General features: G+C 72.6%; 23 protein-coding genes and 1 riboswitch. Of the genes, 4 read left to right on the top strand and 19 right to left on the bottom strand.

Translation table 11 applies throughout. The features are described from left to right. Nucleotides 1-114: 114 nt before the first annotated feature. The 4 genes from ACH4C6_RS06165 to ACH4C6_RS06150 all read right to left on the bottom strand — a co-directional run bounded on the left by ACH4C6_RS06165 (nt 115) and on the right by ACH4C6_RS06150 (nt 4842). Nucleotides 115-351 (bottom strand): hypothetical protein, encoded by a 237-nt coding sequence (locus tag ACH4C6_RS06165; protein ID WP_398107325.1) that lies wholly within the window; start codon nt 349-351, stop codon nt 115-117. A gap of 129 nt (nt 352-480) precedes the next feature. Further along, nucleotides 481-2457 (bottom strand): protein-arginine deiminase domain-containing protein, encoded by a 1977-nt coding sequence (locus tag ACH4C6_RS06160; RefSeq protein ID WP_398107324.1) that lies wholly within the window; start codon nt 2455-2457, stop codon nt 481-483. 195 nt (nt 2458-2652) lie between these two features. Beyond that, entirely contained in the window at nt 2653-4227 is a 1575-nt protein-coding gene (locus tag ACH4C6_RS06155; protein WP_398107323.1) for an MFS transporter, read from the bottom strand. A gap of 135 nt (nt 4228-4362) precedes the next feature. Continuing rightward, nucleotides 4363-4842, bottom strand: coding sequence for a MarR family winged helix-turn-helix transcriptional regulator (locus ACH4C6_RS06150; protein ID WP_398107322.1), 480 nt, complete (start codon nt 4840-4842; stop codon nt 4363-4365). Between the two features lie 98 nt (nt 4843-4940). Then, nucleotides 4941-5067: riboswitch (cobalamin riboswitch) on the top strand. A 59-nt stretch (nt 5068-5126) separates the two neighbouring features. On the opposite strand from ACH4C6_RS06150, the gene ACH4C6_RS06145 reads away from it, so the two are divergent. Together ACH4C6_RS06145 and ACH4C6_RS06140 are read left to right on the top strand one after the other, a co-directional pair. Continuing rightward, the gene (locus ACH4C6_RS06145; RefSeq protein WP_398107321.1) at nt 5127-5531 is read left to right on the top strand and encodes a (2Fe-2S) ferredoxin domain-containing protein; all 405 of its coding nucleotides are present in this window, start codon (nt 5127-5129) and stop codon (nt 5529-5531) included. A 256-nt stretch (nt 5532-5787) separates the two neighbouring features. Next, entirely contained in the window at nt 5788-7704 is a 1917-nt protein-coding gene (locus ACH4C6_RS06140; RefSeq protein ID WP_398107320.1) for an RICIN domain-containing protein, read from the top strand. A 228-nt stretch (nt 7705-7932) separates the two neighbouring features. On the opposite strand, the gene ACH4C6_RS06135 is transcribed toward ACH4C6_RS06140, so the two are convergent. Further along, nucleotides 7933-8160 carry a hypothetical protein gene (locus ACH4C6_RS06135; RefSeq protein ID WP_398107319.1) on the bottom strand — a complete coding sequence of 76 codons (228 nt, stop codon included), beginning with the start codon at nt 8158-8160 and terminating at the stop codon, nt 7933-7935. Between the two features lie 292 nt (nt 8161-8452). Between ACH4C6_RS06135 and ACH4C6_RS06130 the strand changes: the two genes are divergently transcribed. Continuing rightward, the gene (locus ACH4C6_RS06130) at nt 8453-8665 is read left to right on the top strand and encodes a hypothetical protein (RefSeq protein ID WP_398107318.1); all 213 of its coding nucleotides are present in this window, start codon (nt 8453-8455) and stop codon (nt 8663-8665) included. Nucleotides 8666-8701: 36 nt separating this feature from the next. On the opposite strand, the gene ACH4C6_RS06125 is transcribed toward ACH4C6_RS06130, so the two are convergent. The 13 genes from ACH4C6_RS06125 to ACH4C6_RS06065 form a co-directional block, all read right to left on the bottom strand. Next, the gene (locus tag ACH4C6_RS06125) at nt 8702-9937 is read right to left on the bottom strand and encodes a serine hydrolase domain-containing protein (protein WP_398107317.1); all 1236 of its coding nucleotides are present in this window, start codon (nt 9935-9937) and stop codon (nt 8702-8704) included. Between the two features lie 220 nt (nt 9938-10157). Continuing rightward, complete coding sequence (locus ACH4C6_RS06120) at nt 10158-10973, bottom strand: enoyl-CoA hydratase/isomerase family protein (protein WP_398107316.1); 816 nt, start codon at nt 10971-10973, stop codon at nt 10158-10160. Then, entirely contained in the window at nt 10970-12217 is a 1248-nt protein-coding gene (locus ACH4C6_RS06115) for a cytochrome P450 (RefSeq protein ID WP_398107315.1), read from the bottom strand. Before ACH4C6_RS06115 ends, ACH4C6_RS06120 begins: the two co-directional genes overlap by 4 nt. An 89-nt stretch (nt 12218-12306) precedes the next feature. Then, on the bottom strand, nt 12307-13680 hold the full coding sequence (locus tag ACH4C6_RS06110; RefSeq protein ID WP_398107314.1) for a cytochrome P450: 1374 nt from the start codon (nt 13678-13680) through the stop codon (nt 12307-12309). A 10-nt stretch (nt 13681-13690) separates the two neighbouring features. Further along, on the bottom strand, nt 13691-14251 hold the full coding sequence (locus ACH4C6_RS06105; protein ID WP_398107313.1) for a GTP-binding protein: 561 nt from the start codon (nt 14249-14251) through the stop codon (nt 13691-13693). A 5-nt stretch (nt 14252-14256) separates the two neighbouring features. Then, the gene (locus ACH4C6_RS06100; RefSeq protein ID WP_333933033.1) at nt 14257-14643 is read right to left on the bottom strand and encodes a DUF742 domain-containing protein; all 387 of its coding nucleotides are present in this window, start codon (nt 14641-14643) and stop codon (nt 14257-14259) included. After that, nucleotides 14636-15463: a roadblock/LC7 domain-containing protein gene (locus tag ACH4C6_RS06095; RefSeq protein ID WP_398107924.1), complete on the bottom strand. Its 828-nt coding sequence runs from the start codon at nt 15461-15463 to the stop codon at nt 14636-14638. The genes ACH4C6_RS06100 and ACH4C6_RS06095 overlap by 8 nt, the downstream gene beginning before the upstream one ends. 20 nt (nt 15464-15483) lie before the next feature. Continuing rightward, nucleotides 15484-16584: an ATP-binding protein gene (locus ACH4C6_RS06090; RefSeq protein ID WP_398107312.1), complete on the bottom strand. Its 1101-nt coding sequence runs from the start codon at nt 16582-16584 to the stop codon at nt 15484-15486. Between the two features lie 370 nt (nt 16585-16954). Further along, nucleotides 16955-17785 carry a hypothetical protein gene (locus ACH4C6_RS06085; protein WP_398107311.1) on the bottom strand — a complete coding sequence of 277 codons (831 nt, stop codon included), beginning with the start codon at nt 17783-17785 and terminating at the stop codon, nt 16955-16957. 77 nt (nt 17786-17862) lie between these two features. Continuing rightward, nucleotides 17863-18135, bottom strand: coding sequence for an SHOCT domain-containing protein (locus ACH4C6_RS06080; protein WP_398107310.1), 273 nt, complete (start codon nt 18133-18135; stop codon nt 17863-17865). A gap of 150 nt (nt 18136-18285) precedes the next feature. After that, complete coding sequence (locus ACH4C6_RS06075) at nt 18286-20151, bottom strand: GMC family oxidoreductase N-terminal domain-containing protein (RefSeq protein ID WP_398107309.1); 1866 nt, start codon at nt 20149-20151, stop codon at nt 18286-18288. Continuing rightward, the gene (locus ACH4C6_RS06070) at nt 20148-21677 is read right to left on the bottom strand and encodes a hypothetical protein (RefSeq protein WP_398107308.1); all 1530 of its coding nucleotides are present in this window, start codon (nt 21675-21677) and stop codon (nt 20148-20150) included. The genes ACH4C6_RS06075 and ACH4C6_RS06070 overlap by 4 nt, the downstream gene beginning before the upstream one ends. Nucleotides 21678-21834: 157 nt before the next feature. Next, the gene (locus tag ACH4C6_RS06065) at nt 21835-22545 is read right to left on the bottom strand and encodes a FadR/GntR family transcriptional regulator (protein WP_398107307.1); all 711 of its coding nucleotides are present in this window, start codon (nt 22543-22545) and stop codon (nt 21835-21837) included. Nucleotides 22546-22974: 429 nt separating this feature from the next. Here ACH4C6_RS06065 and ACH4C6_RS06060 point away from each other — a divergent pair, with 429 nt between their 5' ends. Continuing rightward, nucleotides 22975-23745 carry an FAD binding domain-containing protein gene (locus tag ACH4C6_RS06060; RefSeq protein ID WP_398107306.1) on the top strand — a complete coding sequence of 257 codons (771 nt, stop codon included), beginning with the start codon at nt 22975-22977 and terminating at the stop codon, nt 23743-23745. A gap of 76 nt (nt 23746-23821) precedes the next feature. Here ACH4C6_RS06060 and ACH4C6_RS06055 read toward each other — a convergent pair whose 3' ends face one another. Continuing rightward, on the bottom strand, nt 23822-24304 hold the full coding sequence (locus ACH4C6_RS06055) for a PaaI family thioesterase (RefSeq protein WP_398107305.1): 483 nt from the start codon (nt 24302-24304) through the stop codon (nt 23822-23824). Nucleotides 24305-24338: the final 34 nt, after the last annotated feature.

Genomic DNA, 24338 nt, shown 5'->3' with positions numbered 1-24338 from the left:
TGTTCCGGCTCGTGGACCACGCCGTCGCCTTCCCGTCGGGGACGCCCGCCTCAGCCATTGCAGCACCCGCCCCGGGCCCGCGCACGTCCGACGGCGCGCACGCACCCGTGCCGGTCAGGCAGCCCTGTCGCGCGGCGCGGCGCGGCGGGCGGACACGGGTGTGCGGGTGCCGCCGACACGGTCCTCGTCGCGGTTCGCGGTCGACCTGCCCCCGTGGACGAGGCGCAGGCGACGGGGCCGGGCGTGCCGGGCGCCCGGTTCCGCCTCGCGCAGGAGCCGGTCCTCGATCGCGCTCATGCCCGTCAGGAGCAGGGCGAGCCCGGGCAGCAGCAGGACGGCGAGTATCAGCATGTGCTCTTCCTCCCGGACGCGGCGTACCACCCGGGTGCCCGGCAGGCCCCGAACGATGGCCGTCACCGAGTGGAGAACGAGCAACCTTCCGGCAAAAGCCGCATAAAGGACCCGTAGCGGGCTCGCTGCCTACGCTCCGTTCGCGGCTCCGTCCGGACGCCGCCACCACGCGGCGGACGTGTCGCGCAAGGTGTTGGTGCCGCAGTGCACCTCGCCCATCCCCAGGTGGTACGTGTACCAGTCGTCGATGTACGACACCTTCAGCCCCGCCCGCCGGTAGACGGCCGAGACGGCCTCCGTGAAGACGTCCTTGCCGCCGACGACGGGACCCCACTGGCGCGGTGCGAGGTAGCGGTCGCGTGCCAGGAGCACGCCGTTGACCGCGCCGGGAACGTACGCGCCGGTCGTGACCGTCGCGGCAGGGGCGGCCCGCCCGGCCCGCTTCTGCCCGGCGAGCCACTTCTGCTGGCCGTGCTCCCCGAGGCCGTCCACCAGGGCGGACCCGGCGCCCAGGCGGGTCAGACGCGGTACGGGAATCGCCCTGCCGGCGGAGGTAACCGCCTGTGAGTCACGGGTGTACAGCGCGGGCACGCGCACGATCTCCGCGTCGGTGACCCCCGTCTCCCGCCGGAGGATCTCCAGGTTCGCCGCGATGCGCCGGGCCGCCATCTCGTTGTCGGCCACCAGGTGACGGGAGGCGAGCGCCTGGCTGACGGTCTCCTTGGGCGCGGGGCTGCCGCTGCGGCCCGGGACGGAGAACATCTTCGTCCCGCCGTGCCCGTCCCGTTCGGCGGAACGCAGCAGTCGCAGACCCGCCTTCGGGTCGGCGACCCCCACACGCCAGCCGCGCGGCGTGTCGGCGGGAAGGAACTGCACGAACTCGTCGACATGCCCCACACCGAGCCAGGACGTGTCCAGCAGCAGCGGGTCCTGGAGCCCCTGCGAGGCGAGCAGCGTCCGCATCACCTTGGAGGGGCGCGCCCCGATGTCCTTGCGCTCGCCCATGATGATCCGCCCGGCCGGGTAGGCGCGCCCACCGTGCGCGTAGGGCGGGACGGTCTCCAAGTTGCCCATGGAGTCGAGTGACCAGTCCACGGGCTCCGCCCGGTCGGTCACCTGGACCACGCCGACGTCCTGGCCGCGCATCCGCTCGAACAGCTCCCGGCCGGCGTCCCGATGGGGCTGGGCCGAGCGCAGCATCACCCGCATCGCCTGCCGCCGGCCCCCCGGACCGGTCATGCTGACGTACGCCGGTTCCACGAAGTCCTGTGCCCAGCGGTCGGCGTACTTCTCGAAGGTGATCAGCGGAGTCGTGACACCGGCCTTCCTGACCTCCTTCCGGAGCTCGGCGACGAACCGGCGCTGCAGGCGGCTGTCCGGCCCCTCGCCCTGCACCTCGGAGACCATCACCTGCCGAGTGTCCTGGAGGTGATGCTGTGTCAGGATCGGTGCGACGCGCAGGGTCACGGCGTCGGAGGTGGATCTCCGCCCGGACGTCACCGTCAGCCGGATCACCGCGCGGCCGTCCCACTTCGCCGTGTCCCGGACGACGTCGGTGGCCTCGGCGCCGAACTCCGCACCGGCGCGCAGCTCGTCGGCCGTCAGTCGCGTCCCCGACGTGACCGGTGTCCACTTCCCGGCCCGTCCGAGGAAGAGCCGTGTGTGCCGGGCGCCCGCGCTGATCCGCACCCTGCCCTCGGCGCCGGAGGCCAGGCCGGGCATCGGCACGGACCGGATCCGCGCCAGGTCGGCGGCGTCCGCGGTCCCGTTGACCTTGGTGTCGGTGGCGTCGTTGCACGCGGCGAGCCGGGCGTCGGTCAGCGGTTCACCGCCCGGCCCGCTCACCGGGCACCGCCCGGTGTCGTCGTCGATGTTGGGCAGGTAGACGGCTCCCCGCTCGACGGACCAGCCGTCCTCGCCTCGCGTGTCGCCGGTCCCGGTCACATCGACCCGCCCGTCGCGATCGACGTCCGCCCGGAGGTCGGCCCGCCCTTCGGCGGCGACCGCGGTGCCGCCGGCGGGTCCGGCCAGCACGGATCCGGCGGCGGCGAGGGCGAGGACCAGGATGCCGGCCGGGTGCGGGCGGGGACGCGTACGTGAACGCACGGCGCATTCCTCTCGGTTGGCGGATTTCGCCCTGCTAGAGGAGGAACGGCGGCCGTGCGTTCACTGTGCGGCGTGGTTTCGTCCGCAGGAGTCGGCCGGACTCACCTCGTCGGCCGCGTCACCGGCCGGGGGAACGCCTGGCCGGCCTTCCGGTCGGCCGTCCTCTCAGTCGTCCTCAGCCGTCCTCAGCCGTCCTCAGCCGTCCTTCCGGCGGCGAAGGCCGAGGGCTGCCAGCGCCGCGCCGGCGAGTGCGAGGACTCCCGTGACGAGCACCGCGGTGTGGACGCCGTTCATGAAGGCGGTGTGACTGCCCTGTGCGACGGCCGCCCTGAGCGGTGCGGGCATCGCGCCCGAGACCGGGGCGACCCCCATGGCGACCGCGTCCCGGGCCTCTTCCAGACGGCCGGCGACGGTGTGCGGGACCCCCGCGTCGGTGAGGGAGCCGGTGAGCGTGGAGCCGACGCGGCTGCTGATGAGGGAGACGAGCACCGACGTGCCGAGCGCGCCGCCCACCTGCAACGACGTGGCCTGCAGACCGCCCGCGACGCCGCCGTCCCGGACGGGGGCGTTGCCGACGATCGCGTCGGAGGACGCCGACATCACCATGCCGACGCCGAGGCCGAGCGCGACGAACGGCGGCCACAGGGCGGAGTACGACGAGTCGGCGGTCCACGCCAGCATGGAGAAGGCGGCACCGGCCTGGAGCACCATCCCCAGCGGCATGGTGAAGCGCGGCCCGAACCGCTCGGTGAGGTGCGCGCCGAGCGGCGAGGCCACCATGGACACCAGGCTCAGCGGAAGGGTGCGTATCCCGGCCTCGACCGGGGTGAAGCCGCGCACGTTCTGCAGGTACAGCATCACGAAGAAGATCACACCGAGCAGGACGAAGAAGTTCAGCGCGGTGACGACCGTCCCGACGGCCAGCGCGGGATTACGGAACAGGCGCATCGGCAGCAGCGGGTGCGCGACACGTGTCTCGTACCAGCCGAAGAGGCCGAGCACGACGAGGCCCCCGGCGATCGCGCCGAGCGTGCCGGGTGAAGTCCAGCGCCAGGTCTCGCCCTTGACGACGCCGAAGACGACCGCGAGCAGCCCGAGGGCCAGCAGGACCACGCCGGGCACGTCGAACTTCTCGCCCGCGGCAGCCTCGTTCCTGGACTGCGGCAGGACGAACAGGCTGAAGACCAGGGCGACCACGCCGATCGGGGCGTTGATGGAGAAGACCGACTCCCAGCTCACGTGCTCGACGAGCAGCCCGCCGACGATCGGGCCGAGGGCGGTGGAGACGGACGAGATCATCGCCCAGATGCCCACCGCCATGCCGAACTTCCGGGGCGGGAACACGGCGCGCAGCAGGGCGAGGGTGTTGGGCATCAGCATCGCGCCGAAGGCGCCCTGTACGGCGCGGAAGGCGATGACGCCCCCGATGGAGCCGGCGAGGCCGATCGCCACGGACGCGGCGGTGAAGCCCACGACACCGACGAGGTACAGCGTCCGGCGTCCGAAGCGGTCCCCGAGCTTCCCGCCGAGGATCAGGGTGGCGGCGAGGGCGAGCAGGTAGGAGTTGGTGACCCACTGCAGTTCGGCGGTGGTGGCGTTCAGGTCGCGGGCGATCTCGGCGTTGGCGATCGAGACGACGGATCCGTCGAGACCGACCATGAACAGACCGAAGGCCACGGCGACCAGGGTGAACCAGGGATTGGCCCGGACGCCCCGGGGCCCGGGGGCGGACACGGAGGCGGGCGCTGCGGAGACAGCGGTGACTGGCACGGGTGGGATGTCCTCATGGCGAGTGGCGCGCCGCAGTGGCGCGCGGATGTGCGGGGGCAGCGACCGGCGGGCGCGGCGCGGCCGTCCCCGCCACGCCGGCGGCGAGGACGGGAGGCGTACGGCGAGCCCGGCCGGTCAGACGGACTGGTCGCGCAGGTGCCGGGTGACGGCCGAGAGCGCGCCGAGCGCCGAGCCGAGGGCGTCCAGATCCCCGTCGGTGAGGGTGCGCAGGGCGGACGCGAGGTGCGCCGCCGCGATCTTCTCCACCTCGCCGATGCGCTCACGGGCCAGCGGCGTGACGCGCAGGTGCGCCACGCGCCGGTCGGTGTCGTCCGGGTGCCGTTCGAGCAGTCCCGCCTCGCTGAGGCGGGTGACCAGGGCACTGACGTTGTTGGGCATCATCCGCAGCGCCGCGGCCGCCCGCTGGACGGTGACGCCCTCGTGTTCGGCGACGTGGCGGAGCAGGTGCAACTGCCGCTCGGGGAGCCTGGGGAAGGGCAGCCGCCCGTCGACGCTCCGCTCGAGGTGCCGGCTCAGCGCGGGCAGGCACGCCACGAGGCCCGCGGCCACCTGGTCGAGGCCCTGGCTCGTGCGAGCCCCCCTGCTTCCGGTCACGTCCGGACAGTACCTATGAGAAGAAACCTATGTCAACATACTTATCTTTCCTCCTGCCCCGGATGGGATGATGAGCGGCGACAGGGCGACGGCGGTCCGAGGAAGCCGGTGTGAATCCGGCGCGGTCCCGCCACTGTGACCGGCGAGCGGATCCCGTGCAGGCCACTGCCTCCGTGAGGGGGTGGGAAGGCCGGGACGAGCTGCGACCCGGGAGCCAGGAGACTCACGTCGTCGCCTCCTCGAAGAACGCCGGGGCGGATCTCCCCGGAGAGAGGTGGTTCGGCATGCCCGAGACAACGGACGCCGAGGCCTTCGGCCGTGGGGCCGTCACGGGACGGGGCAGGGCCGTGCCCTGCCGGATCGTCGTGTGCCGGGACTGTTGCTGCGGAAGCCCTAAGGTGACCGGCGTCGACCACGCGGAGCAGACCGCGCGGCTGCGCGCCGAGGCGCCCGTGCGGGTGTCCGACTGCCTGGACGTGTGCGATCAGGCCAACGTCATCGTGGTGCAGCCGTCGTCGGCGGGCCGGGCGGCAGGGGCCCGCCCCGTGTGGCTCGGGCTGGTCAACGACCCGGCCGCCACCGAGGACATCGCGGACTGGGTGCGGGCGGGCGGCCCGGGCGTCGCACCCCGGCCGGAGATCCTGGACCTGTACGCCTTCACGCCGCAGAGTCGCCGCAAGGCCCGCTGAACGGCGGGGCCGCCGCGGGCGGTTCGGCCGGCGGGACCTGGCCGGCGGCGGTCCCCGGGCCGTCTCGGCCGGCCCGGCCCATCCTGGCCTGGCCGGCTCCTGCAGCGGCAGGATGGGAGCGCTCCCTTCCACTTTTTCTGGTACGGACCTTGACCGGGCGGTGCGGAGGCAGTTCCATCACACCTTGAACTAAGACCTGAGTGTCCGGCACGGCATGAACTCACATGACAGCCCTCGGACGTGAGGAGTGGAGTGGATGAGGAACCCTGAGAGGTCGGGCCGGGCGCCACGCCCTGCCGTACGCAAGGCCGCCGTTCTCCTCGGCGCCCTGTCCCTGACGGTCGGCGGTCTCGGAGTGGGGCTGGCCGGGCCCGCCCAGTCCGCCCCGTCCGTCGCCCAGGTGTGGGTGACCACTCCGGACGGCACCCGCAAGCTGTCGCCCGGCGGCGACGTCGCATTCGACGCCACCCCCCGGGCCATCGACATCCGCGTCGACACGGCGCAGCGAGAACAGCGCTTCACGGGGGCCGGGGCGTCGGTCACCGAGGCGTCGGCCCATCTCATCCAGCAGCTTCCCGCCTCCCGGCGCACCGCGCTGATGACGTCCCTCTTCTCCTCCCAGGGGGACGGCATCGGCCTGAACTACCTGCGCCAGCCCTTGGGGAGCACCGACTTCAACGCCGGTCCCTTCTACACCTACGAGGACACCCGCGGTCAGTTCGGCATCGGCCGCGACCAGCAGGAGATCATCCCCGTCCTGCGCCAGGCCCTCGCCGTCAACCCCGGCATCCGGTTCATGGGCAGTCCCTGGTCACCGCCGGCCTGGATGAAGAGCGGCGGCTCCCTCAACGGTGGCAGTCTGCTCCCCGAGCGGTACCAGGACTACGCGGACTACCTGGTCCGCGCGATCCGGGCGTACGCGCAGCAGGGCGTCACCCTCACCGACCTCACGGTGCAGAACGAGCCGGAGTTCGCGACCAGTTACCCCTCCACGTCGATGACCGCCACGCAGCAGGCCGACTTCATCCGCGTACTGGACCGCACGCTGACGGCGGCCGGGCTGCCGACCAACCTGCTCGCCTACGACCACAACTGGGACCACCCGCAGTACCCGCTGACGGTGTTCGCCGGTACGGCGGGGATCGGCAGGGTCATCGGAGCCGCCTTCCACTGCTACGGCGGCGACCCGGCCAACCAGGCCCAGATACGTCAGGCGGGCAAGCGGGTTTTCTTCACCGAGTGTTCCGGCACGGACTCCGCGAACCCGTCCCAGACCTTCGCCGACACCCTGCGCTGGCACTCGGAGAACCTCGTGGTGACCAACATGCGCAACGGCGGCGAGACCGTGATCAACTGGAATCTCGCGCTCGACCGGAACGGCGGGCCGCACCAGGGACACTGCACCAACCGGTGCAACGGCGTCGTGGAGATCGACGGCAGCACCGTCACGCCCATGGCGGAGTACTACGTGCTGGGGCACCTGTCCAAGTTCGTCGAACCGGGCGCCGTGCGCATCGGCTCCACCAGCCAGGGCGCCGGCGGAGTGCGGAACGTGGCATTCGAGAACCCGGACGGCTCACGCGCCGCCTACGTCGTCAACACGGCTTCCTCCGCCCAGGCGTTCTCCCTCACGGACGGCGGGAAGTCGCTCTCGTACACGCTGCCCGCCGGGGCCGTCGCCACGTTCGTCTGGGAGCCGGACGGCAGCACCCCGCCGCCGGGCGGCAGCATCGACCCCTCCCGCTGGTACCAGGTCGTCAACGCCAACAGCGGCAAGTGCCTGGACGCCGCCGGTGGTGGCACCGGCAACGGCACGGCCGTGCAGCAGTGGACGTGTGCGAGCGGCAACACCAACCAGCAGTGGCAGTTCCAGCCCACCACGGACGGTCATGTCCGCGTGGTGAGCCGCAACGCCGGGACCATGGCCTGGGACGTGACCGGAGGCAGCGGCGCGACCGGGGACGGCGTCGGGATCCAGCTCTGGGCGTACGGAGGTGCGTCGAACCAGCAATGGCGCCCGGTCGCCAGGAGTGACGGGGCCTGGGAGTTCACCGCCCGGCACAGCGGGAAGTGCCTCGACGTCGCGGACGTCTCCACGGCCGACGGCGCGCGCCTCCAGCAGTGGACCTGCACCCACGGTCCCGCGCAGGCTTTCCGGCTCACGCCCGTGTAGGCGCCTGCCCACCGGAATTTCCGGAACAGCGCTCGAGAAAAGACGCGTGCCGGGAATTCGGGGTGGCGAGCCGGTCAATTCCTCACGCGCCGGGAAAATCGCAAGCGGTCCTTGTCGCCGGTGGATCGCTGGTGAATTGATCGAGAATTCAAGCAACAAGGGGCCGGGTGCCGGCTCCTCGTGCGGTGAGCCGAAGGGGCGCTGCGCCGGGAGGACGCGGCGCCCGGCTCAGGGGGTGGCGGCATGGCGTCGGGCGCGGGGAACGCTCGTCGCCGGCTCCCCGACCTCGTCCGCGGTGTGAGGCGGCGGCGTTGTACACCGCTGAGCACGCATGTTGTTCCGCAGGACCTCGACGAGGAGCCGGCGACGGCGCAGTTCCGCGGCGTCGGTGTGGTGCAGTCGCCGGTGGGGGTCGGACAGGAAGACGGAACCGATGGTGCAGAGAGACGCACTCACGACAAACGTCCACACTGTGGCGTTCAACATAGCTTCTCCGTGACTCGTGACCAGATGCATCGTCGAGAGGGGCTGATGCATGGGCACAACTGCACGGCCCGGGCCGTGTCACGGTCCACCGGTGAATTTCTATCGTTCGGTTCAATAGCCCTTTGCCGTGCCTATCAGCTTTTCGCTTTCCGGCACGCCGGACGGGGCTGTACGGAGAAACGATTTCGCGCGACCGGCCCCGGGGCCCCGGCGCCTCGTTGACGGCGCCGTGCCCTCCGGGGCGGCCCGTCGTTGCCCCTGCATGGAGGACGACTCGTACGCCCGCCCCGACACCCGGCTGCTCGGCGCCTACTGGCTGGACCTGTCGGGGCTCCCACGCGACCACTGCGTCTGCCACGAGGTGGGACACCGGCGTGCCGGGCCCACCTCGTGGACCGGTGGCGTCCACACCGCGGTGGCCCTGGCCGCCTGGGCCTTGATCGTCGCCGTGATCGTCCCGACGCTTCTCCAGTAGGGAAGTTGCCCCCCCCCGGGGGGCAACCGGGGCTCGTCAGCCGCGGCGTCCGCCCAGCAGCGCGCAGACCGCGTTCTCCTGGACCGTGCGCAGCCGCTCCAGGAGGTCCGGGTCGAGCGTCTTGTTCACCTGGGTCGTGAGCGAGAACGTCAGGGATCTGCGGCCGTCCGGGGTCGCGGCGATCAGCTGGGTGTAGCCGGGGAAGTTCCCGGTGTGCCCCAGGACCACGCCGCAGCGGGTCTCGTAGCGGAAGATGGCGAGACCCGCCTTGTTGTGACCGGGGCCCGCCGGTTCCGAGGCGCCCTCGACCCAGCGGCGCTGCTCGCGCAGGACGGCCGGTGACGTCAGACGTCCGGCCGCGTAGGCGCGGATGAAGCGCGTCATGTCCCGCGGGGTGGAGACGATCCCGCCCGAGGCCCACACACCGGACGCGCTGATCACCTCGCTGACGTCCTCGGGCGGCTCGGGCGGTTCCACGACGTACCCGTGCATGTACGGCTCGGGCAGCTCGTAGCCGTCGGGGAGGCTGGTGTCACGCAGGCCGAGCGGCCGGTAGACGATCTCCCTCAGCAGCTCCTCGTACGGCGTGCGGGTCACGGCCTCCGCCATCAGGGCGACGGCGATGTTGTCGGAGTTGGAGTACCGGTACTGGGTCCCGGGGCGGAAGCGCAGCGGCTCGTCGGCCACGAAGTCCAGGAGCCGGCGGGGGTCGAAGGTGCGACGTGGGTCCGACACCAGCAGTTCCGCGAACTCGGGGTCCTCGGTGTAGTCGGGCAGTCCGCTGGTGTGGTTCAGCAGTTGGCGCAGGGTGACCGCCCGCCAGGCACGCGGCAGCTGGGGGAGGGTGCGGCCGATGGTGCTGTCGAGCCGGAGCGCGCCGTCCGCCACGAGGCGCAGGGCCACCGCACCGCTGAACGCCTTCGCGGTGCTGGCGATCCGCATGTGGTCGGTCGGCTCGATCGGGCGGCCGGTCTCCAGGTCGGCGACACCGGCGCGCAGGATGCGCGGGGCGCCGTCCCGTTTCAGGACGACGATCACACCCGGCGGTCCTCCGGGCGTGGTCACCAGTTCCTCGAGCTGTCGTTGCAGGGCGCCTTCGCCCCGGCCGCCGGAGCCGCCGCCGGCGGCGGCGCCCGCCGTGGGGGCGAGCAGCAGACCGCCGAGGAAGGAGGCGCCGAGCAGGGTGACGAGGAACAGACGGTGGCGGCGGGAGGGGAGTCCGGCACCGGAGCGGGCAGGTGTCCCCGGTCGGGGGACGGGCATGAGTGGCATGAGGGTCCTGGGTGACTCGGCGGTCAGGGGCATCCTCAGCATCGGCCGCGACCGTGTCGCCGTGCTCGGCGGACGTGCTCCATCCGGGCGCACGGCACGCCCGGGACGGGGGCGGTCGGCCCGGTGGGGGATGACGGTGTCCGCCGGGGACAGCGAGGGCCCCCTCGTACGGCGGGCGTGTGCCGCCGTGTACGAGAAGGGCCGTTGCGCCGGGTGCGGGTCAGCGCGGCTGGGTCAGCTGGGCCGCCAGCAGGTGGGAGTCCAGCAGGGCGGGGTCGGCGGTGCGGGCGGCCTTCGAGTAGCCGGCCAGCATGCGCTTGGTCAGGACGAGGGCCTGCGGTGACCGCCGGGTCAGGGGCCTGGTCCAGGCGGTGATCGTGTCGTCCAGGGAGTCGAGGGGAGCGACCTTGTGCAGGAGCCCCAGACGGTGGGCCGTGAGGGCGTCGAACGTCTCGCAGGTGAGCATGAGTTCGCGGATGCGGGCCGCCCCCGCCTCCGTGATCAGGCGGCCCATGGCGCCGCCCCAGGCGGGGGCGAGCCCGAGGCCGAGTTCGGGCATCCGGAACTGACAGGTGTCAGCACCCGCGCGGAGGTCGCAGTAGGCGGCGAGGGCGAGGCCGGCGCCCACGACCTTGCCGTGGAGCCGGGCGATGGTGACGGCATGGGTGTTCTCCAGGGCCTGGCACAGGCGCTGGGCCTTGTCCGCGATGCGCCGCAGCGCGGTCCCGCCGGGGTCGGCGGCCAGGCTGACCTGGTACTCCCGCCGGTCGGCCCCGAGGCAGAAGTCGCTGCCCTGGGAGGACAGCACGAGGACGCGGACGTCGGGCTGGTCGTGCAGCCCGTCGAGGACGGCGAGGAGGGCGTCCAGGACCGACGTGCTCAGGACGTCGTCCTGTGCGTCGGGGTTGAGCCGGACGTGGAGGACGGCGCCGGCCCGGGTGAGAGCCAGGGGAGCGGGGGCGAGGGGAGCGGGGAGCGGCGGCGCCGGCTCGTGGGCGGTGGCGGAGCCGGCGGTGGGGGTGTGCGGTGCGTTCATGCCAGTGCTACATCCAGATTCAGCAGGCGCCTGAACGCCACCCGAGGTGCGTACGCGGGGCGGCGCACCAGGGTGAGTCTCGGCAGGCGGGCGATGGTGTGGCGGAGCAGTGTCTGCGCCTCAAGGCGGGCCAGAGGGGCTCCGAGGCAGTAGTGGATGCCCCAGCTGAAGGCCAGGTGCGAGGGGTTGCGCTGCACGTCGAACGTGTCGGGACCGGAGAACCGCTCGGGGTCGCGGTGTGCCGCACCGACCATGAGGTGGACCATCTCCCCGGCCGCCACCTCCGTCCCCGCGAGGAAGGTGTCCTCGGCGGCGACGCGGCTGATGACGTGGGTAGGAGGGTCGTGGCGCAGGGACTCCTCGACGAAAGAGGGCACGAGGTCCGGCCGGTGGGTGAGCCGCGTCCAGCGGTCGGGGTCCTCCACCAGCCGCAGTGTCATCGTCGACAGCAGCGTCGAGGTGGTCTCCAGCGCCGCCAGCAGGACGAACAGGGCGAGGAAGTACACCGCTTCGTCGGCCTTGTCCCGGTCGGGTTCGAGCTGGTCCCAGGTGTCCGTCCAGCGGGAGACCGGGTCGTCGCCGGGGCGTCTTCGCCGCTCGCGCACCAGGTCGAGGAAGTAGGTGCGCAGTTCGGCCATGGCGGCGTCGGAGCGGGCCAACTGGCTCGCGTTGGGGAGCAGTTCCTGGGTGAAGACCTGCTCGTGGGTCAGTTCCCGCAGGCGTGGCCAGTCCGCGCTGGGCAGACCGAGCCAGTCGCCTATCGTGGCGACGGGCAGCTCCTCGCTGACGAGCGCCGCGAAATCCGCCTCTCCCGACCGTATTCGATCGTCCAGGTCGTCCAGGAGCCGGTCGACGATGCCCGTGACCCGGCTGCCGATGCGGTCGATCGTGCCACGGTCGAAGGTGCCCGCCGACCGGCGCACCCGGGTGTGTTCCGGTGGGTTGAGCGCCGGGAGGGTCCGGCTGATCTCCCGCGCCGAGGGAGCGCTCCAACGGGTGCGCGCCCCTTGCTGCTCCCGCCACCGGGTGTCCGGTTCGAGCCAGTTGCCGCCGCGCAGGATGCGCTCACAGGTGGCGTAACCGGTGACGAGTGAACCGCCCCAGGGCGCGGGGCTGACCGCACCGCGCGCCCTGAGTTCCTCGTAGAAGGGGAAGGGGTCGGCCTGTCCGTCGGCCGTCCTGAGACGGGAGAACAGAGAGATGGTGGCCCGACGGTCCGTGGACGGGGTCGTGACACTTCCCACGATTGCGGCTCCTTTCTGCCAGCCGCTATCCGTACCCGACCGTCACTTGAGCCATACAACAACACCGTATTCTCATACGGTTACTTGCGTCACTCGCCATTCATCCAGGCCCGGAAACGGCTGAACAGCCCGCCCTTCGGGCGCGCGGCATGCGTCGGCCGGTGCGTCGCGTGCGGCTGGGGGACGCCCACCGACGAGGGAGCGGTGTGAGCCGTGGAGGGCTGCGCGTAACGGGAGTTGGCCGCCTGGGGCACGGTGCGGGGGCTGTACCGGATGGGGACGGTGACCAGCGTGCGGCTCCACGGGGCCGGAACCCAGGCGAGTTCGTCGAAGGGCACCCGCATCTCGACGTCCGGCAACCGGTTGAGCAGGGACTCCACCGCCGTCGCGGTGATCATGAACGCCGGGTCCTTGGCCGGGCAGGCGTGCGGGCCGGCGCCGAAGGCCAGGTGTGCCTTGGGGCTGAGCTGCTCGCGGTGGGCGGTCAGCTTCGGGTCGTTGTTGGCCGCCGCGAAGGAGATCAGCACCGGGTCGCCCGCCCGCAGGGTGCGGTCGCCCAACTCGACGTCCTGCGTGGGGTAGTGGCCCGCGTAGTTGGCGATCGGGGCGTAGTTCCACAGGGTCTTGACGACCGCGTCCTCCGCCGGGAGGCCCGTCGGCCAGTCGTCGCTCAGGTACAGCGCGACGCTCGTGCCGATCGCCGCAGCCAGGGGCGCGGTGCCGCCCGACAGCAGGGTCACGAGCTGGTGCAGCACCTCCTCGTCGCTGAGCCGGGCGGAGTGCACCATCAGCTTGGTGGTGAGGTCCTCGCCGGGCTGCCGGCGCTTCAGGGCGATCAGCTCCGCGAGGGCTCCGCCCAGGATCTCGTCGGCGCCGGGCGTGCCCTGGAAGATGCCGGTGATCCCGGCGATGACCCGGTCACCGAGCTCCGGCGGGCAGCCGAACAGGTCGCCGAAGATCAGCAGCGGCAGCGGCTGGGCGTACGCGGCCATCAACTCGGCCTGCCCGAGCGGCTCCGAGCTGAACCGGCTGATCAGGTAGTCCGCCGACTGCTGGGTCAGCCGGATCAGCCGGCCCTGGTCGACGGTGGCGAGGCTGTCCGTGACCGCCTGGCGCAGCCGTGCGTGCGCGGCGCCGTCGCTGAACAGCGCGTTGGGGCGGTAGCCCATCATGGGCAGGGCCGGGCTGTCCTCCGGGACCCGCCCCTCGTTGAGGGCGTTCCAGCGCCGGGAGTCGCGGACGAAGAGGTTCGGGTTCTGCAGGATGTACAGGCTCGCGTCGTAGCTCGTCACCAGCTCGACCTCGACACCGGGGGCGATGTCGACCGGGGCGCTGTGCCCCGACGCGCGCAGCCGGTCGTAGGTCTGCTCGGGGTCGGAGCCGAAGTCCGGGCCGTACAGCGGCACGTTGCCGGGTGCCGGGTGGCCGGCGTGCGGCCCGGTCGTCTCGAGGGGCTGTTGCATGGTGTGGCTCCTAGCCGAGTGAGGACAACAGGTGCTTCACGAGGGTGATGAGGGCCTCCATCGAGGAGTCCTGGTCGCGGACGTCGCAGTCGATGACCGGTGTGTCCGCGGAGAGGTCGAGTGCCTCGCACACCTCGGACAGCGGGAAGCGGGACCGGCCGTCGAAGGTGTTGACCCCGACGACGTAGGGCAGGCCGAAGTCCTCGACCAGGTCGAGGATGGGGAAGGTCTCCTCCAGCCGCTCCGGGTCGACCAGGACGAGCGCTCCCAGCGCTCCCCGGGACAGGCCCTCCCACATCTGCTTGAACCGCTCCTGCCCCGGCGTGCCGAAGATGTACAGCACCAGGTCGTCGCTGAGCGTCAGACGGCCGAAGTCCATCGCGACGGTGGTGGTCGTCTTGTCCGGCGTCTCGGAGAGATCGTCGAAGCCCTCGCTGGCCTCGGTGATCTCCTCCTCGGTCTGCAGCGGCTCGATCTCGGAGACGCTGCCGATGTAGGTGGTCTTCCCCACCGCGAAGTGGCCCACGACCAGGACCTTCACGGAGCGGGAGACCTTGGGATCCAGATACACGCGACTTACGCTCCGGTTCGTATTCGCTCCAGGCCATGGAGCACGGCGGTGAGCAGGGCGGGGTCATGGCGCTCGGCATGTGGCACCGGATTGCGCACATGGATCAGCCCGTCCTCGGCCATCTGGGCCAGCAGGATGCGCACGATGCCCAGGGGCAGTTGCGTGTGGGCGGCGACCTCGGCGACCGACAGGTACCCGTTGGCGAGCAGGTCCATCACCACGCGCGCCTCCGGGGCGAGGGTGCGCACCGTGGCGGCGGCCGCGTCCCGCACGGAGATCATCGTGGTGTGCTCGTACTCGCTCTCCCGGGGCAGCACCCGCCCCTTCGCCATGACGAAGAAGGGGACTAACGGGGCCGTCAGCTCCAGTTCCTCGGACGGGTCCTCATGCATCGCCGACCCCTTCTCCCCACCCGGCGCGGGACGCGGCCTGCGGGGGCATCGCGTCACTCAGCCGGGCGGTGAACTCCTCGATGTCACAGTCGTGTTCGGCGGCGGCCGCGAGGAAGGCGCCCTCGCCCGCCGCGATCAGGAAGACCCAGCCGTGCTGGAACTCGATGACCGTCTGGCTCCACTCGTCGTCCCGTGCGCCGCCCGCGAAGGGCGCCGTCGCCCGGCTGTAGGCGTGGATGCCGGTCATGGCCGCCGAGATCGTGTCCGCGAGGTCCCTGTCGATCCCCGCGCTCGCCCCGCGGGGCAGACCGTCCGCGCCGAGCAGCAGCGCGTGCAGGGCGCCCGGCACCGAGGCCACCACCCTGTCCAGCCGGTCGAGCACCGCCACGGACCTGTCCGGCCGCCGCTGCGAGGCGCTCAGGCCGTCGCCCGCCTCGGCCGGGTCGGCGGCGGTCACCCGCGGCGGGGCGGTGAGGTTGCTGCCGAGCCGGGCCACCAGCCGGTTCATCCGGAACGACAGCTGCTCCATGTCGACGTCGGGCTCGGCGGCGGCGGCCAGGTAGGCCCCCTGGCCGGCACCGATCAGGAACACCCAGCCGTGCTGGAACTCGATGACGGTCTGGATCCACTCGCGGGTCGGCGCCAGGCCGGCGAAGTGCGCGGTCGCCCGGCTGAGCGACTGCATCCCGGCCATGGCCGCCGAGACGGTGCCCACGTCCCCGGCGGTCAGACCGTCCGTGGAGCCGCGCGGGATGCCGTCCGCCGAGAGCACCACGGCGTGCCGGGCCTTGGGCACGTTGGACACGATGTCCTGGACCATCCACGACAGGTCGGTCGTACTCATGCGTTGTCGGACCCTTCGGGCATGGGGGTGTCGAGGGAAGCCGCATCGCGTCCGGTCTGCGCGCCGCGCTGCAGCGCGCCCAGGCTTCCGGTGCCGCGGCGCCGGACACTGCGCCGCGCCGGCTGGTCCGCCGACGGCGAGTCACCGATGGACGCCACTCGCGGTCCGCGCTTGGGCAGGCCGTTGGCCGTACGCGACGGACTGCGGGACTCCATCGGCCGGATGCTGCTCACGGGCGCTGTGTCGGGGGCCGACGGGGTCTCCTCCATGGTCCACAGCTCCTCGGGCAGCAGGACGACGGCCCGTACGCCGCCGTAACGGGACACACCGGTGACGTCGACCTTGAAGCCGTACTGGCGGGCGATCAGGCCGATCACCGGGAAACCGAACTTCGGCTGCGTGCCCAGCTGCGACAGCCGGGGCACGTCGTCACCGGAGAGCAGCGCGGTCGCCCGCTGCCGCTCCTCGTCCCCCATGCCGACGCCGGCGTCGTCGATGATGATGCAGAGGTTCTGCTGAACCTGGCGGAACGTGACCTCGATCGGGGCGTCCGCCTGCGAGAAGCTGGCAGCGTTGTCAAGCAGTTCGGCCACCGCGAGGGCGACCGGTGCGACGGCGGAGGCCTTCAGCGCGATGCCGCTGGGCTGCATGATCTCGACCCGCTGGAAGTTGCGGATCTGGCTCTGGGCGCTGCGGACGACGTCGTAGACACTGGCCGGCTGGTTGCGGCGGCCCAGGGGCGCGCCGCACATGACCGCGATGCCCTGCGCCTTGCGGGCCATCTGGGCGTTGGCGTGGGTGATGTCCATCAGGTCGCTGAGGACCGGGTGACCGCCGTACTCGCGCTGGACCCGGTCCAGCAGCGTCGTCTGCTCGGCCGCGAGGCTCTGCAGGAAGCGCGCGGCGCCCTTGAGGACCGCCTTGGTGTTCTCCTCGGCGTTCGTCTCCGCCTCGCGGATGACGCCGTCCTGCTCGTTCTTGAGCTGGGACAACTCGCCGCGCACCCGCGCCAGTTCGATCTGGCTGTACTGCAGCTGCGCCTGCAGTTCGTCCTCGGACTCCTTCTTCCTCCTCAGTACGCCTCTGCTGCGGAGCACGAGCGCTACGACCGCGGCCAGGGATATCACCGCTATCGCAACCAGGCACCAAAGAAGCACGTCTCGAGTCATGGAAACCTTTCACGGCGCGTGGCATGCAGGCGTCGACAGGTACGCCTCGCAAGGATCCGCAACCCGTCCGGGGCAGTGCACCAGGGGAGCTCAGCGCGCGTTCGGGTTCGGGGCCCTGAGCAAAAGTGGATCAAGGTCGCAGACGGCGGAATGCTATCACCGTCGACCGGGGTGTCTGGAAGCCGCTCCTCCGGACTTCACACGATCAACGCCAGTACGTAACAAGGGGCGTTGAACGCGAAGCGGCTCACAGGTGACGAGGCGGGGCTGCGACCGGCACGGTTGATCTGAGACACCCTCAGGCGGCGATCAGGAACCGGTGCAGTGACTCGGACAGGCTCGTCACGAATCTCTCGCGGGTGTCGTCGGGGACCAGATCCAGAGAGAGGTACGGGTTGAGGTCCTCCAGCTCCACGAGCAGCAGCCCGCCGTCCGGAGCGCGGCAGGCGTCCACGCGCTGGATGCCGTGGTCGAGGGTGTTCCAGTCGATGAAGCGGCGGGCGAAGGCGAGGTCCGCCGCCGTGGGCTCGTAGGGTTCCAGGGCCCAGCGCCGGCCCGGGTCGGGTGCGTGGAGGGCGTACTGGAAGGTGTCGTCCACGAAGTAGAAGGACACCTCGTACCGGAAGTCGACCCGGGGCTGGATGAGGACGTCGCCGCCGGTGAGACCGTCCAGCTCCGCTCGCGGGACGAAGGCGAGCCCGATGGAGTCCGCGCCCAGTTTCGGCTTGACCGCGTACCGCTCCGACTCGGGCAGCAGGTGCACGTGCCGGGGGTCGTCGACGGTGGGGATGACGGGGTGTCCCGAGCGGGTCAGGTCGAGCAGGTACTGCTTGCCGGCCATGTCCCCCCGGCCCGACAGCGGGTTGTACACGCGCACGCCGCGCGCCGAGGCCCGTTCCCGGAAGGCGGCGTACTGCTCCCGGTACGCCAGCACGGGACCGCTGTTGCGCACGACGACGGCGTCGAAGGCGTCCATCAGTGCGGCCGCGTCCAGCGGGTGGCACAGGGCCAGGTCGAACTCGTCGCGCAGCCGCGATGTCAGGAAGATGTCCTCGTCGCAGTAGCGCCCGCGCCCCTGGGCCCGGTAGGCGAGGTCGGTGACGTACAGGATGCGGTGGCCGTCGGGCATCGGGCTTCTCCTTCGCTGATGCCGTGCACCCTATGCCGTGCGGATCCCGCCCCCGCCCCGGACCCGGGGGTGCCGACTCACGCCCGGCCGCCCCTGCGGCCGAACTCCTCGTCCAGCACGGACAGGCGGCGCCAGTACTCGTCCTCGTCGATCTCGCCGGAGGCGAAGCGGTGGCCCAGCACGGCGAGGGGCGAGTCCCCGCCGACGGTGTCCTGCCGCCGGGGGCCACCGCGCCACGCGGTGCGCCGCAGCAGTGCCACACCACCGCCGATCACCAGGGCCCACATCAACGGGAAGAGCAGGATCCACGGTCCGGGGCCGCCGTCCGCGAAGTGCGCCAGGGTCTGCATGTCGATCACTCCTCGTTCGCTCGGCACACGGTCGGTGCCCTCGCTGTCGAGAGTGGTCCGGGACGGGGTGCCGGGTCGTCGTACGGCCGGCGGCACCCCGCCTACCGCGCGGGGAGTACGCGAGAGCGCGCAGCGCTCCCCGGGGTGGGCCTACCCGTCGCGGGCGACGGCCCGCTCCGTCACCGCGTGGGCCAGCGCCATGATGGTGACCTGCGGATTCACCCCGGGCGACGACGGCAGCAGGCAGGCGTCGGCGACCAGCACCCCCTCCGCCCCGCGCAGCCTCCCGTCGGGACGGACGGGGGAGCGCCCGCCGTCCGCCCCCAGGGCAGCCGTCCCCGTGGGGTGGAACGCCGACAGGTGCAGGCGACGCCGGCCGGTGCGCCGCAGCACCTCCTCCAGGGCACCGGGAGACGTGACCGACGGGTCCGACGCGATGCCGGTGAGGACCTCGCGGGCACCCGCGGCGAACAGGATGCGGCCCATGTGGACCATGGACCGCAGCAGACGGTCGCCGTCCTCGGCGTGCAGGGCGTAGGAGGCCACCGGCCGGCGCGCCCCGCGGACCCGCCCGGAGGGCCGGTCCGAGACCATCGCGCCGAGCAGGCCGAGCCGTCCCGCGTCCGCCAGCTCCCGCTTCAGGTCCGCTCCGAGATGCGGGAGGACGAACGAGGTCATGCCGGGCGGTGCCGCGGTCGCCTCGATGAGGATCCCGTCGTGATGCCACTCGTCGACCCCGACGCTCTGCAGGACGTTCGGGCCGGCGCCCGGGCCGGTGACCGGTTCCGCGAACCGTCCGGCGACGCTGACGGCCGGATGGACCGCGAGGTTGCGGCCCAGCCGGGGATGCCCGGCGAGCCCCGAGCGGCGCAGGAGGGCAGGGGTGTGCAGGGCCCCCGCCGCCGCGACGACGAGATCCGCGCCGAGGGTGAACGCCGTGCCGTCCGGACGCTGTGCCTCCACCCCGACGGCACGGCGGGACCCGGACCGGTGCTCGGTGAGGATGCGGGTGGCCCGGGCGCGCGTGACGATCCGGGCCCCCGCCGCGCAGGCCGCGGGCAGCACGGACAGGTGCACCGCCTGCTTGGCGCCGCTCGGGCAGCCGGCGACACACTCGCAACAGCCCCCGCACCCGGTGGCGTTGCGGCGCAGAGGAGCCGCCGACCAGCCCAGCCGTCCGGAGCCGGCGAGCGCCAGTCCGCCGTTGCGGCCGAGGACCGACGGATCGGGGACGCCCACGCCGAGGAGGCGCTCCACGTGGTCCAGATGACGCGTGAAGGCGGCGGGGTCCGCCACCTCGACACCGTGGGTTCGGTGCCAGCGCCGCAGCACGTTCTCGGGGGTGCGGAAGCAGGTGCCCGAGTTGACCAGGGTGGTGCCGCCCACGGCCCGGCCGAGCGGGAGCAGCACGGGCGGCAGGCCCCAGGCCAGGGTGGCGCCGCCGTCACGGTAGGCGTCGGCGAACCGGTCCAGCGGCGGGCGCGAGGCGAGTTCGCCGGTCGGGAAGTGCCGCCCCTCCTCCAGGACCACGACCGAACGCCCGGAGGCGGCCAGGGTCAGCGCCGCCACGGCTCCGCCCGCTCCGGACCCGATCACCACGGCGTCGACGCGGGCCGTGTCCGGCCACTCCGACGACGGGCACAGGTCCAGCGGGGGATCGGCCCGGACGAGGGGCCGGACGGCTCGGGCGCCGTGCCGGCTCGCCCCCGCGGCCAGCAGCAACGGGATCTTCACGGTGTCGAGCAGCGCCTCGCAGCCGGGCAGGCGGACCAGCCGCCGCAGGAGCCGGGCCCTGGCGTCGGCCGGCAGCCGGTGGGCCCGCCGTCCGGTGGTCAGCACGGAGAAGCCGTCGAGTGCGACGTCGGCCGCGTGCAGGCCCGTGCGGACGGACGGGGGCAGGGACGACATGAAGCGCAGCAGCCGTTCCGGCACCTGGCGTTCCCACTCCGGACCGTCGGCGTCACCGTCGGCGTCCAGCAGTACGGCCGACAGGGCCCGGCCTCCGGCCGCCCTCATCGCAGCCCCACTTCCGCGTGCGCCGTGCCGCGCAGGTCCCAGACCCGCTCGGTGTGCCACCGGCCGTCGCACCACCGCTCCAGGCGGACGTGGACGTCGGCCCGCTCGCTGTTGTGGCAGGTGGCCTCGGCGCCGTCCGGGTCGGTGTACCGCACCGCGGTGCGCCTCTCCTCCGGCAGGTCCACCCGCACCGCGATACGGCGTCCGCCCGCGCGGCCCCGGACGCTCCAGGTCGGCAGCTGCGGCCGGCCCCGGAACCGCCCGACGCCCAGAACGCCCAGCGAACTGCGCCAGTCGCCCCGCGGCCAGTCCCGTCCTCCGCTGCGCAGCCGCAGGAACACCAGGGGCGGCAGGAGCCGCAGCAGGGGCAGCCCCGAGACGGCCGTCACCACTTCCAGGACGGTGTCGCCGTCCAGGTCGGCGTGCAGCCAGGCCCAGCGGTGGGCGTTGCCGCGACCGGCGATGCGGGCGTCGGCGCCGGGTGCCGCCGCCAGGGGGAGCGGCTCCCCGTCGAGGCGGACGGATCCGGTGTAGCGGGCCTGCGCCTGGTGGACGGCGTGCACGGCGGGCAGCACGCGGCGCCTCCACGCCAGGCGGGGGAAGGTGTGCAGAGGCGCGGAGTCCGCCGTCACCTCGAGGTCCCAGGCCAACCGGGCGGTCCTGCCGCGCAGTTCACGCGCAGTGGCGACGGCGGACGGGGAGTGGAAGCCGGCGGGTCGCGCGGGGGTGGTGCCGCGGGCCGGTCCGGGGCGTTCCTCCGGAAGCGGTTGCGGGCCGAAGCGGTCGACGACGGGCGGCGCGTCCGGCGGGTAGACCGCGGCCCAGCCGTGCGTGTAGGGAGCACCCTCGACGGGTCGGACCAGTTCGTGGTGGAGCCAGAAGCCGGTGCTGGTGTCCGGGTCGGTGAAGGTGCTGTACCAGACGTTGAGGCGGTCCGGGCGCACCGCGACGAGTGCCTCGGCGGTGGCGGTGGTTGTGGCTGTGGTGGTGGCAGTTGTACCGGCGGTGGCAGTGGTTGCGGCGGTGCGGTCGGTGGGCGTGCCGCCGGTGGCGGCGGGTGCGGGGAAGCGCCAACTCGCGGCGAACGAGGGCAGGGTGCGCAACCGGAAGCGCAGCAGGCCCGCGCCGGTCGCGCCGCCTTCGCCGGTAGCGTCGGCCACGCCGGCCGGTCGCAGCCGCACCGGCAGGGTGGTCATCGAGCGCAAAGGGCTGCGCCACACCGGGGACTTGTGCCCCTCCAGGACGTACCGGCGGCCGTCTAGGGCCGTGAAGCGCACCTCGTAGGCGATGCGCCCCTCGGACAGCGGGGCGATGACCATGGTGCCGGAGGCGCGGTGGTCGTCGGCCCAGCCGGCGATGCGGACGCGCCCTTCGACGAGGGCCGTCGTGGAGCCGCGTGGGCGGATCGCGCCGCGCGTGGTGACCCGCAGGTCCAGTCGCACAGGCCGCGACCCGCCGTCCGCTGCGGCCGGCCGCAGGGTGCCCTCCATGGTCTCCGCAAAGCGCGCTCCCCGGCGTGCTGCCATCTCCGGCACCTTTCCTGCGTCATGACTGGTCCAGCAGTCCGGTGGACCAGTGGATGAGTGGCTCATCCACTGAGGGCAGAGAATCAGTCCGCTGCGCACAGGTCAACCCCTCAGCCGGGAGCGCCTCTTCGGTTCGAGGGCTGCCGCGGGCCCGCCCCTACCGTCGTCGGGCGTGCTTCTTCAGGTCCGCGGTCATCTCCTGCGCGGTCAGCCGGAAGTACTCCTCGGCGGCGCGCCCGGCGTCCTCCACCTCGCGGTGGGCGACCGCTTCCACCACCTGCCCGATGCGCTCCGCCGCGACCGCCGGGTCGGCGAAGGGGGTGCTCATGACGTGACGTACCGGCAGGTAGGCGTTGAGCAGGGTGTTCGTCAGCAGCAGGTAGACGCGGTTGCCGGTGGCGCGGGCCAGTTCGCGGTGCACCTCCGCCTCGGCGAGCTGGGCCCCGGCCGGGTCCGAGGCGCCGGCCACCGCGTCGACGGCGGCACGAAGGCGGACCGCCTGGGAAGTCCTGCACTGGGAGGCCGCCTTGCGCGCGATGATCCCCCCGATGGCCCGCCGCGCCTCGAAGACGTCCGACAGCCACCGCCCGTCCTGTCCTACCAGCAGGGGCAGGAGGTCGACGCCCCCGGACCTCAGGAAGTCCAGCACGCGCGTGCCCACGCCGTGGCGGGTGCGGAGCAGGCCCGCCTGCTCCAGCCGGGACAGCGCGTGCTTCAGCGTGGTCCGGGTGACGCCGTAGGAGGCGGCGAGTTCCCGCTCCGGCGGGAGCAGGGAGCCGGGCGCGAGCGTGCCGTCCAGGATGCTCGTGCGCAGGCGTTCCTCCAGCACGTCGACGACGGACTGGCGCACGATCGCTTCGCCTGGCATGGCCGCACTCCTTCGGTTCGGTCCGCGCTGCCGCCGGTGGGCCGGGGACCGGATGTCGGATCTTCGCAGGCAGTGGACCAGCGTGGACTTCCGACCGTCAAGCGGGGACCGCCCTGACCGCCGTGCGGCCGCCGGGCCGGGAGGGCTTGGGCGCGGCCGCCGGGCCGGAGAGGCTTGTGCGCGGCCGTCGGGCCGGGGGGCTTGTGCGCGGCCGCCGTCACGGGAAGTCGCTCCCGGGGCCGCGGTGCGGCAAAGCCCGCCGAGAGGCGGGACCACGGGTGGATCGATCCCCGCGTCGCCGGTGTCGCGCCCGTGTGAGCCCTGGATGCGCCCCCTCCACTGCGGTCACGATGCGCCGTGACGACGGACGGGTGGCCGAGGACCGCCCCGGGGGCGTCCGCCCGGGCTCGAAGGGACACGTGACTGACGATGTGGGTACATCTGCCGAAGACGGTGGCCGAGGCACGGAAGCACTTGAGCGAGGGAGCGGTGCCGATCGGCGGAGCGACCCTCGTCTGGGCCACATGGCAACGTGACGGATTCCCCGAACAGGCGATGTCGCTCAGCCGGTTGCCCGAGGCCAACGTCATCGGCGCGGAAGAACTGGGCGGCGCGGTGGTCCTGAGCCGCGTGGACGGGCACGTCCCCCATGTCCTGCGTGCCGCCGCCGCCGCGGTGGGCACGGGCGCGGTAAGGCGCACGGCGACGGTCGGCGGCAACATAGCGGGCAGCACGTTGCGCTGCCTCCTGCCGGCGGCCCTGGTCCTGGAGGCCCGCGCGACCGTACTGGCCCCGCACGGCGTCTACGAGACCGACCTCGCCGAGGTGACGGCCAAGCGCCCGGTGCTGCTCGGCCTGCGCTGGCGCACGCCGGTCGCCAGCGCCTACCGCAAGGTGCCCGCAGGGGCGAGCAGCGCTCCGCCCCTCGTGGTCGCCACAGCCCTGCACGCGGAGCCCGCGACCGGCGCCGTCGGCCGCGCAGGCCACCGCCTCCACGCGGCCGTGCGCGACGGCTACGACGTCGTGACCGCGACCGCGGCCATCGGCCCGGACACGGCCCACCCCATGGACCAGCTCCGCGAAACCCCACTCGCAGACGTACCCGGCGCCTGGGACCTGATCAGGGAACAGGTCGCGACGCTGATGGCGGCCGCGTCGGCCGCGGGGCAGGCGGACGACACACCGCGTCCGCGCGACTGAGCGGAGGCGGAGGCGGAGTCGCGTCGCCCCGGCGGCCTGCCACGACCGGCGCTTCGGTCGTGGCAGGCCGCCGGCGTCACCTCATTGCGAACACCGCGCAGGTGGCCGTGGCGTGGGCGTACGTCCGGCCGTCCTCGACGCCGCTCAGCTGGGCTTCCGCCGTCGCCAGGGTGCGGCCGAGGTGGATCACCTGGGCGGTGGCGCGCAGCGTGCCGGTGACCGGCGTGATCGGCCTGACCATGTTCACGTTGAGCTGCGCCGTGCTGTAGGCGAGGCCGGCCGGGAGCCGGGTCAGGACGGCGGAGCCGAGTGCCGAGTCCAGGAGCGTGGCGGCGAATCCGCCGTGCACCGTGCCCATCGGATTGCACAGATGCTCGCCGGTCTTTCCCTCGAAAACGGCCGTACCGGATTCCACCGCGACCAGATCGAATCCGAGAGTCGCAGAAATGGGTGCCCTCGGGCTGCGTCCGTCGATGATCGAAAGAAGGTGGTCGAGTCCGGTCGCGCCCTCGTCGTCGGGGGCGGTTCGCGGGGTGTCCGTGTTCGTGTCGTTGCTCATGTTTCTCACCCTAGGGCGGCTGCGCGAGAGGGCC

Source organism: Streptomyces sp. NPDC017943 (genome assembly GCF_044328425.1).
GTDB lineage: Bacteria > Actinomycetota > Actinomycetes > Streptomycetales > Streptomycetaceae > Streptomyces > Streptomyces djakartensis_A.
Note: the sequence above shows the minus strand (reverse complement) of the source record. Positions and strands in the feature narration are given on the sequence as shown.

Excerpts from the sequence above, each read along its gene's own strand:
- ACH4C6_RS06165 (WP_398107325.1), bottom strand. The coding sequence starts at position 351 with ATGCTGATACTCGCCGTCCTGCTGCTGCCCGGGCTCGCCCTGCTCCTG.
- ACH4C6_RS06145 (WP_398107321.1), top strand. The coding sequence starts at position 5,127 with ATGCCCGAGACAACGGACGCCGAGGCCTTCGGCCGTGGGGCCGTCACG.
- ACH4C6_RS06140 (WP_398107320.1), top strand. The coding sequence starts at position 5,788 with ATGAGGAACCCTGAGAGGTCGGGCCGGGCGCCACGCCCTGCCGTACGC.
- ACH4C6_RS06130 (WP_398107318.1), top strand. The coding sequence starts at position 8,453 with ATGGAGGACGACTCGTACGCCCGCCCCGACACCCGGCTGCTCGGCGCC.
- ACH4C6_RS06125 (WP_398107317.1), bottom strand. The coding sequence starts at position 9,937 with ATGCCACTCATGCCCGTCCCCCGACCGGGGACACCTGCCCGCTCCGGT.
- ACH4C6_RS06120 (WP_398107316.1), bottom strand. The coding sequence starts at position 10,973 with ATGAACGCACCGCACACCCCCACCGCCGGCTCCGCCACCGCCCACGAG.
- ACH4C6_RS06110 (WP_398107314.1), bottom strand. The coding sequence starts at position 13,680 with ATGCAACAGCCCCTCGAGACGACCGGGCCGCACGCCGGCCACCCGGCA.
- ACH4C6_RS06100 (WP_333933033.1), bottom strand. The coding sequence starts at position 14,643 with ATGCATGAGGACCCGTCCGAGGAACTGGAGCTGACGGCCCCGTTAGTC.
- ACH4C6_RS06095 (WP_398107924.1), bottom strand. The coding sequence starts at position 15,463 with ATGGTCCAGGACATCGTGTCCAACGTGCCCAAGGCCCGGCACGCCGTG.
- ACH4C6_RS06085 (WP_398107311.1), bottom strand. The coding sequence starts at position 17,785 with ATGCCCGACGGCCACCGCATCCTGTACGTCACCGACCTCGCCTACCGG.
- ACH4C6_RS06080 (WP_398107310.1), bottom strand. The coding sequence starts at position 18,135 with ATGCAGACCCTGGCGCACTTCGCGGACGGCGGCCCCGGACCGTGGATC.
- ACH4C6_RS06075 (WP_398107309.1), bottom strand. The coding sequence starts at position 20,151 with ATGAGGGCGGCCGGAGGCCGGGCCCTGTCGGCCGTACTGCTGGACGCC.
- ACH4C6_RS06070 (WP_398107308.1), bottom strand. The coding sequence starts at position 21,677 with ATGGCAGCACGCCGGGGAGCGCGCTTTGCGGAGACCATGGAGGGCACC.
- ACH4C6_RS06065 (WP_398107307.1), bottom strand. The coding sequence starts at position 22,545 with ATGCCAGGCGAAGCGATCGTGCGCCAGTCCGTCGTCGACGTGCTGGAG.
- ACH4C6_RS06060 (WP_398107306.1), top strand. The coding sequence starts at position 22,975 with ATGTGGGTACATCTGCCGAAGACGGTGGCCGAGGCACGGAAGCACTTG.
- ACH4C6_RS06055 (WP_398107305.1), bottom strand. The coding sequence starts at position 24,304 with ATGAGCAACGACACGAACACGGACACCCCGCGAACCGCCCCCGACGAC.